At 51.2% G+C, this 9,335-nt stretch carries 5 protein-coding genes; all 5 read right to left on the bottom strand.

Annotation, left to right across the window (positions count from 1 at the left end):
• Nucleotides 1-178 precede the first annotated feature (178 nt).
• A complete protein-coding gene (locus AC0QHF_RS27875) occupies nucleotides 179-790 on the bottom strand; it encodes a pilus assembly FimT family protein (RefSeq protein WP_324707546.1) in 612 nt (203 codons plus the stop codon).
• Between the two features lie 280 nt (nucleotides 791-1,070).
• Nucleotides 1,071-1,673 (bottom strand): pilus assembly FimT family protein, encoded by a 603-nt coding sequence (locus AC0QHF_RS27870; protein WP_324707545.1) that lies wholly within the window; start codon nucleotides 1,671-1,673, stop codon nucleotides 1,071-1,073.
• A 50-nt stretch (nucleotides 1,674-1,723) separates the two neighbouring features.
• Entirely contained in the window at nucleotides 1,724-2,701 is a 978-nt protein-coding gene (locus tag AC0QHF_RS27865) for a prepilin-type N-terminal cleavage/methylation domain-containing protein (protein ID WP_324707544.1), read from the bottom strand.
• Between the two features lie 73 nt (nucleotides 2,702-2,774).
• Nucleotides 2,775-3,500, bottom strand: coding sequence for a hormogonium polysaccharide secretion pseudopilin HpsB (gene hpsB / locus AC0QHF_RS27860; RefSeq protein ID WP_324707543.1), 726 nt, complete (start codon nucleotides 3,498-3,500; stop codon nucleotides 2,775-2,777).
• A gap of 26 nt (nucleotides 3,501-3,526) precedes the next feature.
• The gene (gene hpsA / locus AC0QHF_RS27855) at nucleotides 3,527-8,785 is read right to left on the bottom strand and encodes a hormogonium polysaccharide biosynthesis protein HpsA (protein ID WP_324707548.1); all 5,259 of its coding nucleotides are present in this window, start codon (nucleotides 8,783-8,785) and stop codon (nucleotides 3,527-3,529) included.
• Nucleotides 8,786-9,335: the final 550 nt, after the last annotated feature.

Below are 9,335 nucleotides of genomic sequence, written 5' to 3'. Positions count from 1 at the left end.
AATTATATCCTCCACAACCGGGCCGAACCCGGTCGGGAAATTCCGGGCGATCGCTTTCCCGGACGGGCGATCGTCCCCCTGTCCAATTTGCCCCGCGGCGTGGATGCGATCGCCCGGGTGGAACAGGCGGCGGAGTTGTTGTTTGAATAATACCCCATTCCCGACTCCCGACTCCCCATCAGTCGCGATAGCAGTTTTTCCCGTCGGCGGTCGCTTCCGAAGCGTCTTCGCCCTTGCGAACGACTCCAAGGAGGGTGGAGACGATGACGCAGCGTCGGACTTCCCCCATATCGCCGTGTTTGAAGGTGATGCGGCCTTTTGCACGAAAATTGGTTGCACCGCAGTTGTCCTGGGGAGAGTGGACGGGACAGCCCTTGTAGTTGAACAATGTCCTGTAGTGGTTGGTGTCGGAGGTTGTCACGCGGTTGGTTTCCGGCCAGACCTTTCTGAGGCTGGTTTCATTCGCATCGATGTCAATTCCGCCATCGAAATCCGTCCAAGCGGAATTGGGGAGGTTGGCGGGTGAAGTTTCGGGTTTGTGGAGTGCCCACTGAATGCGATCGCCCTGTTTGCGAAAGGTGGCCTGCCAAGCCCTCTTATCGCGTCTGGCGTTGCGACGTGCCGCTTTCATCACCCAGTAGGCTTGACTTTGGGCTCTTCGGAGTTCCTGGCGCCTGGCGAAACCCAACCAACCCGGAACCGCGATCGCGCTCAAAACTCCGATAATAACAGTGACAAATAGTAATTCCAACAGTGAAAACCCGGCCTCGCTCTTGTCGCGGTGTGGCATTGGAGCACCTCCCCCTGATATTGTAATGAGCGCGATCGTAGCATCGGCGTCGGGGTGGGGGCTTCAGTAATTTTCGGTATTTTTGGAGTGGGAGGGGGTATCAAATTTTACCTGGAAAGGAACCGGATTGTTAAGGAATCACCACAAATCCGGTTTCTCAAGATTTCGATTCTGATGGGTTTCCCCTGGCAACGCTCTGTCGGCGGGGGATGGGGTGGCAGTGAGGGTTTCGGTTGTGGCGGGTTAAGAGGGGCGATCGTTGTGTTTTCGGTGGGGTTGACTATGGCGAACACTCATCTCCTTCGGCTTTTCTCATTGCACCGAGCAGAGTTTGGACAATCACGCACCGCTCACCGCCCCCATCTTTTTGGGAAACCGTAAAAGTTACAGGAAGGGCGTATTCTTCTTCTTCGTCGTCTGAAACTGCACCCCGCTCATCAAAAACAAATTTATCGATAGGGTTCCCGTCTTCATCAGTTCCATCAATTTCTACCATTCCGGGTTTAAGATTGCCTGGAGGACTCAACCCAATCCAAAGCTCTTCACCGCCAATATTTTTTTGTTGTGCTTCCGGATAAATCCGATATTCCGGCACATCATCATCATTTTGTCGAAATTCAATAACGTATTTGACTCGCCTGGCTCGGGCGAGGGTTCGGGCTTCCTGCAGGGCTTGATAGACCTGGCCATTAACCGTGCGAACTCTCTGTCGGGTGATGAAGCCATTCCAGCCGGGTACCGCAACGGCGGCGAGGATGCCAATAATAAAAACAACGACCAGCAATTCCAGCAGCGAAAATCCCGCATCACCAGAGCGAGACAGACACCTCTCTCGTCGTTTCCACAGATGGGAATAAAAAAGTATCTGTAAATTAGTTTTCATTGGACTAATTCTCATGAATTTTAACGTTTGAGAACCCCTCAACAATAGGATTAGTTCTGGAGTCGCAACCCTTTAACTTCAATCGTGACCTGGGGACAGAAAGAAGTATTGTCAGGAAGATCATCATTATTCTCATCCTTTGTACAGTAGTCGGTTTCAGTCGCCTGAATTCGACTCATGGCATTTCCCCGAATGGTGATTTTTGCAGAGTCATTATCGTCACCGACTCGATCAAGATTAAAGCCATCAATATCAATATAATTGATTAAAACTTCTCCGTCGGAAGGAGTTTGGATGACTACATTTCTTGCTGCATCAGTTTGATTACCCCCTAGCAGTACACTAACATCAAAATCTGGATTAAAAGCGTCACTGGCTTGTTGACTGTCTTTTAATTCACTGGGGTCGTAAATCAGTCCAGTACCTTTCGCCTTTTCCAAGGGGCCTCGAATCAGATAACGCTCGATTCGGGATGGACAAGGTTCCCCATGGGGACACCAGATTTCATCTTTTTCCCCCGGAACTAAATAATAAGCAACTAGGGCATTAACAGAGCTATCATCACATGGCTCATCTGGCTCGTCGCAGTCTTTAGGAGTGAGAGTGTCAATCTCCGTAATGGGGGGTAAAGAATTCGGCAAAGTATGCTTCATCCAAAAAACTAAAATAGGCATCCGTCCGTCAATTTCTAGGAGGGGAGTGAGATCAATAATTTGAATCTCCCCATTCTCATCCTCGATCGCCTCCTCAAACTGACCGTCCTTATAAATATAGAAAGCCTGGCTCAAGTCAGCAGTGATGAAGTCCAAAGCCGCCTGCAATTCCTGTTCCATCGCCGCTTTTTCTCCCTCGTTGCGGTCATCGTTCAGAATGCTGACCACAAAGCCCAAAAGAGGCGTAATAATTAGGAAAGTGATGACCATCCCCACAATCAACTCGATCATGGTAAAGCCACCATCCCTTCGGGGGAGTTGGGGGGGATTGCGCCGATGCCGCCGATTTAGAAAAGATTGAATTAAACTGAGCATGGTGACTTTTCCTTGAAAAGCTGTGGGAATGTCGCTTCCGAGTCAGTCCTTTGGACGGACTCACTCCTAAAGATCACGGTGATGGAGGATTAGGATCTTGTAGAGTATTGGAGTATTTTTGAAAGAGATCCCCAGTCGGTTCGACTGATGTTTGCAAGTTGATCAGAGGGAAGTTGCGTCTGCCAATGGCATTAGTGATACTGGTGTCTACTCCCCCTTCATCCTCGGAGCCGTTTGTGAGTGGCTGATCGCCACCAAAAGCATTAGCTCGATACACCCGAACTGCCAGAACGTAGCCATCATCTGCCCATTGGTTTGGCTCGTCATCAGGGGCGATACTATTATACAGTCTCGCGATGGGCTGAACTATCATATCGACTTGACTATCTGTGGTACAGCTATCATTACCGTCAAAATCAACGCAGTAGAGCTGGTTATTGTCACCACAATACTCACCATTCTGGTCACAGAGTCCATCTATATCAAAATTCAACTGAGGAGCCTCGTGGGTTGTCAGGGGGTCATCATCTGTGGGTTCTTCCAGGGGATTTTCCAGGTTGCCCGGAGCATTTTCTCTCCGGGGTGAGGTCTTGATATAAGCGACGTAGCTACTCGCCGCCTGGGACGCCAGTTGTATCCGCTTCGCCTGCATTCGGATACCGGTAGCCAAGACAATCACCGGAGAGACTGCCAACATCAAGACGGACACGACCACCATCGCCATGACCCCCTCCAGGATGGTATAGCCGGACTCAGAAGAGTGGCGAAATTTTCCTTTAGATTTGGGTTGAGTGTTCATCAGTTTGTCTCCTTACATCAGGTGAATTATTCGTAATCCGTACAATCCGGTCGAATTCCAGTGCTATCACTGACGATATCGTTACCATCTTCATCCTTGGCACAGAGCAAACCTTTCACCCAAGGGTCATCCGCGCCCACTTGTCGGAAGAATTCCATCACCTTGTATTGTTTATCTGCGGGGTTCTCCGGATCAACATCAAAGTCCAGGCGAGCAAACTGCCGGGTAAAGTAGTCCGGCGGCTGGGCGAACAAGCCCACATCCGAACCCCAGTTCCGGGCGGGTGGCATAAAGTAAGCAATCCGACGTCCAGCATTCTGCATCCTGTATCGGGTGTTTTCTCCAAATACTGTTACATCTGCCGAAATTGACAGGTAAGGAGCAGTTGCGTAGGCACTGCGACCCGACTGTACAAAGGAACCAAAAATCTTGGTCTTTCTTTCTGTGGGTTTAAACCAGTTTTCCAAGAACCGAGCCAGGTTTTGCATACCGCCGTTGGTTTCATTGGGACGGGACGGAACATCACCCGCTCCCAAGACTAGGTTAAATTCTTCATTCGTCGCCACCCTTTGCAACCAGCGAGTCTTGGTTTCTGCCGAGTCGCCTACGGGAAACGTAGGTTCATTCGCTTTAGAATTATTGGTGTTAGTGGCGTGGATTTGGAGCACAGGAACCAAAGAGGGCTGATAGGGGAGGGGGGCAAAACTCGACAGACTACCCGGGTTATCTGGGTCGTCGTACCACAGGGGATAATCATAGCCCCAATTTTTATTGTTACCGTTTTGAGTTTGGAACCAAAGGGCTTTAGCATCATTTTGTGGCTTGTTAGCGGTGCCATAGGTGTTGCAAGGCTGCTCAACTGAGTTACTGCTATCTCCATCCCAATCCCAAACATTAGTACCACCGGAGGTGTAACAGGCTAGTTTGCCATTATTATTGATGCCGATGGGAATGGGGTGATCGTTGCTATCCAAAATCAGTTCGTTGGTCTTGGAATCCCGCAGGAAGGCAATCCGCCGGGGATAGCGATGATCTGAGTCTAATCGTGGAGGATTGACTGTGGTACCTGCCATCAGCTTGTTGCGATCGAAACCTGTTCCAAAAGCATCGATCGAAGGCGCTCCGGCCGGTACTGGAGATGGGACTTTAGGTGAATCGGGATAGGCACTTGGTTTAAGCGCCAGTGGCAGATCGGCGAGTTTGATGTCAGCCTCGAAGTCCTCAGTGTTAGTCCAAGTCCAGTCATTACTGGTATCAAACCAATCAATACCGTCATTGGTACTATTACCATTTTCATCGTATCCGACCACCCAATCCTGGGGACCACAAGCGGACACCATCGGCTTGCGACAGATTTCCATGACGTACTCAGGAAAGTTGATCCGTCGCTGAATGGGGGTGACAAAGTTGTTGAAGTAGGTGCTATCCGCCGCACCAGTATTGGTTTGATTGGCAGTGCTGTTACTGTAGTTTCCGTCAGTGTACTTGTTGTTGGCAGTGGGGTTGACGGTCCCCTGGTTATCAGTGGCAAAGGGCTGAAATTCGGCGTTGCTGCTCAGTCCGTTGATGGCAAAGTCGTTGTAACCGTTGAAGCCATTTAACCACCGAGCGGCTTTGGCTGTGATTTGGGCTTCGATAACGGGATCATTATCCCGAGTTCCGTCCCCATTTGAGTCTACCCCGTTGAGGTCAAACCCATAATCTGTTTCTGTGACAGTGTAGGTGGTTTCCCCTGGAGTCCCGTTTTTGTTGATATCTGGGGCAAAGTCGGCTTCTTTCAAAGTATCACCTGAATTACCGTTTCCATCCAAATCAGCTTGCCAAGCAGTTGTGTCATCAGGTAATGTCAGATTGGATTCGTCAATGTTGGTGTCCGTATTGCTTCCGTTATGATCCAGGTCGGGGGCAAAATCTGCCTCGGTGAGGGCGGCAGTGCCGATCGCACCGTCCCCGTTCAGGTCATAGCCGACAATGGCGTTGGCTGCATTATTCCGCAGCTCGAAGTCCCCTTCGTTGCGGAAACCAAACCGGAAGTTCTCCGAAAGCAGGGTCGCGGCATCGGCAAAGATGGTCACGGGTCGCCAAGTATCACCCGTACCACAGTCACTATCTAACTGAGCGCGAATGGGATCATTTTTGCGACAGGCGAAGTTGGGGTTAATGGCGTTGCGATCGTAGAAGTTGCCAAAGTCTTCGTCTAGGTTCTGGGTAAACTCTTCTTGGCTGTGGACGTTAAAGCTACCCTGAATATAAACGGGAACGTTAGAAACCAGGGTGAGTCCTTTTTCCTTGAGTACATCCTCTGGACTGGTGGCCGGGTCGCCATCGTCCCCAATTGCAACGTCATTTTTGCGGCCCAAGGCCTGTCCGTTAATCAACAGAATGCCATTGGGACGGCGGCTGGGGTCAAGCTGGTAGTCGGAGGGACTCAGGGCTTTGCTGAACTCCTCGTTAATTCCGTTGGCGTCCCCTTCTTCGCGGTAGCTGCGATCTGGGAGGGCATCGTCCCGACTGGCGTAGACAATGCCACTGTAGGGGAGCAGGTATTCCGGGCTGAGGCCGGCGATGTCGGAAGTTTCCGTGTTGTCAATTGTGGTGCCCCGGAGAACGTTGAGATCCAACTGAGTCAGCCGAATTTCTTGGGGCTGGCGATCTTGCAGGGCGAGATCATATCTTCCCGTCAGCTTCGCGGCTTGGTTACCGGTTCGGGGACTGTTGAGGGTAAAGGTTTCATCAACGTTGGTGTCTGGGTCGTCAGCATCGTTGGCTTTCACTTCCCGGCCATTGAGCAGGGTCACTTCCCGAATGGCCTCGTGGGGAATCAGGCTATTATCCGGCTCTATTGTTCCACTGAGAATGTCTAAAGCGCAGAGATTGGCGTCAATTGCTGCCTGATTGGCGAGATCCAAATCTTTCCCCTCGGACAATTTAATGAGGGCTTTTCTCAACGGTTCGTTGGCAAACCGTCCGTCTGGGAATACCATGTTGGCTTGATTGCCGAGTTCCGAGGCTGCACCGGTTACGCTGATTAACCCCGTTGTTGCATTCAAGCTGGCTCCGCCCGGTCTGGCTGTGCTGGGGGCAGGGTAAACAATACCATTGTTAGAGCGGCCATCGGGTGTGCCACCGGGCAGAGTTTCCATGTTCTGCGCCGTCAAGCTATTGGTGGGGTCATAGTAGCTGCTGACGCAGGCGATGGGCTGTTGGTCTGTATCTTCGTTCTCGGGGTCAGTGGAATCTTGGGCGTAGTGGTAAACGGCAGTGGCCCGCATCCGCAAGTCGCCCTTGGCGTATTGGTTTGTATTCGGGTCGATGGTGGGAGTCTGGGCAACTGGGAGGGGTGCTGGTAAAGAATTCCATCCGGGGTTGGAACTACTGGGGTTGTTATCGTAAACCTTTCCACCTTCGGGAGGAGACATGGGCATGGTATCCGGCCAGACAATGGGAAACTCTTCGATGGCACTGGTGGCTGGATCGTCGTAGGTTAGAGATGGACTGACGGCATTGGTGGTTGGATCATCCCATTGGGGAGGTGGCAAGAAGGAGTTCAATCGCTCGTAAATTCCACCACCTGTAATCACCCGCAGTCCGCCGATGCCGGAAATCGCGGTTTGAGGTTTTCTGGTGGCTGCTCTTTCCCAAAAACCGTTACGGCTCAAGTCCCCTGCGGAGGGTAAGGCAGTGTTTTGGGTGACACGAGTGCGATCGGTCTCATTAGACCATTGATCGCCATCCAACTCTAGGGTTGCTGTCACCCAATCTTTACCATTCTCATCCAAATACAGCGCTGGCAAGTTATTGCCGACCAAAATGCGATCGCCGAGTTCATCTTCTGTTCCCGCTGCTAGTTGTTCTGAGGGTTCTGTGGCCTTCAACTGCCCAGTTGTGAGAGAGATGTTGGTCACTGCCTCCAAAGGCCGCATCCAAGCATCTGGTGGTCGCAAGGTATCGCCACTACCCTGGAGTGAAAAACTAGCAAGGGCATCCCCACCTTCAGGCACCTCTGCAAAGGGAACTTTCCGCAGTCGCTTGCTGAAATAGCGTTCCAGCAGTTGCCGACGGGCATCTGTCGGGTCAACCCCTTGGTTCTCCAGCGCCTCTTTGAGATCTTGGACTTCTGCTTTAGGATCGTCGCTTGCATCCTCCTTCATCTGCTCTTCCACCAGTGCCGTCAGGCGAGCTTGATAGGCACCACCGTTGTACATTGCCTCGTATGCACTATCTCCTGTGGATTGATTGGTCTGAGAAATTTCCTGTGTAATTGGAGCGGCGTTTATACCATGATACAGATCGACATCAACCTCTTCTTTAAAGGTTGTATTCCCGGTCATACCATTAATGACATTCCCGGCAACAGTAATCTTGCTTAAGTCTTCCTGATAAAAACAGGAGTCTTGTGCACTGAGTTGATAGAGTCGGGCTCCAGCACCAAAGTGAGACGCGATCAAATTACTGGCGGTGAACAGAGGCCCGTTGAGGGCAAAAGCAGAACCGGGAGTGATTTCTAAGTCATCTCGATAAACCACGCCCCGAAGAGGTTTTTGCTGCCAGTCCATTTGATACTCTAGGGGATTCAAGCTGGAGTTGACTGAGGTGGCTTCGTAGGTGGAACCCAGACCCGCATCGATTTGGTCTTGACTGATGGGCACAGCAAGAGTGTAGACAAATATGCTTCTCTTCAGCTTACCCAAGGAGGGAACCCATCCCTCTTCTGTCACTAAGTTGTCATTGGAACCCACGTACATGGCGCACTCTCGTCTGGGTTTAAAACCCAAGGGTGGCAGGGGTAAGGTTCTCGCGTGTAGTGGGCTTCTTGTTTTTCCTATTTCAGGATTTTGGAAGAAGATACCATAGACAATGTAGCGGTCAAACTTGCCATTGTTATCCGAATCAACTGGAAATTTCCAAGCGGTTTTAATCGCTTCTTCATCGTAGCTGATATTGATAAATTCTTCGTCATTAAAGGTATATTTACTGTTCAGGGTAAAGGAGTTATAAAGTTCTTCATCGGAGATGACTCGGCTGGGATCGTTTTCTAGCTCGTTCATCGCCTCGGAAATTTTGGCTTTCGCCCGGGATGTCGCCGGTTCCGCAGCTTTCAAAACGGCGGTGCTGACCCGGGTGTACCTGGCATCCTGGGCGCGATCAAATGATCGGAACATGATCGCCATCGTCAGCAACACCACCACCATCAGTACCATCGTCACCGTGGGCAGGACGAACCCGGCCACCCGCTTGCGATCGCGACGATCCATCCCCCTAATATTCCGGGAAAGCGATCGCATCAACCCCCGGGTCGCCCTTCGGAAAAACGTCCGGATCTGGCGGAACAGTAAAGGAATGGGTGATCTAGATTTTTGGTGGTTCTGCTTGCGCTGGTGCATGAGACGCCTTCCTGACCTTCGGTCTAGATGGATGTGCTGGCAGGTATAGAAGATGCCGACGCTCGATAACGAGACATCAAACCGGCGGTTTTATCGGGCTGGTGCCCAAACGCCAGTTTCTATAAGTTTTCAGGTGCGATCGCTTTTGAGAGCGATCTTGATAAGGTGCGATCGGGAATGCCCCGTTTCGGTGGCTGCCATCTCGACCCGACCATCTTTGACCAATGGAGTGTCAAGAGAGCATAAGTTTGGAGAAATGTAAATACTTCTCCGCGTAGCCACACCTCTTATTAATAGCAAATCGATTGCAAATCGGGTGAATCGCCGATCGCAGCAAGTTAGTGCGCGCGATCGCACTCACCGCACCAGACCCCGGAGCCGGGTGCATGGGTGTTTGACCCCTCAAGCTCATTTGTAGCTTTCCCAAATCGGGACCAAAAGCGATCGGTTC

Source organism: Lyngbya sp. CCY1209 (assembly GCF_055795065.1).
This window is presented reverse-complemented; position numbering and strand designations above follow the sequence as displayed.

What these genes read in the sequence shown, in the direction of transcription:
- AC0QHF_RS27875 (WP_324707546.1), bottom strand. Translation starts at nt 790, where the DNA reads ATGCCACACCGCGACAAGAGCGAGGCCGGGTTTTCACTGTTGGAATTA.
- AC0QHF_RS27870 (WP_324707545.1), bottom strand. Translation starts at nt 1,673, where the DNA reads ATGAAAACTAATTTACAGATACTTTTTTATTCCCATCTGTGGAAACGA.
- AC0QHF_RS27865 (WP_324707544.1), bottom strand. Translation starts at nt 2,701, where the DNA reads ATGCTCAGTTTAATTCAATCTTTTCTAAATCGGCGGCATCGGCGCAAT.
- hpsB (WP_324707543.1), bottom strand. Translation starts at nt 3,500, where the DNA reads ATGAACACTCAACCCAAATCTAAAGGAAAATTTCGCCACTCTTCTGAG.
- hpsA (WP_324707548.1), bottom strand. Translation starts at nt 8,785, where the DNA reads ATGCGATCGCTTTCCCGGAATATTAGGGGGATGGATCGTCGCGATCGC.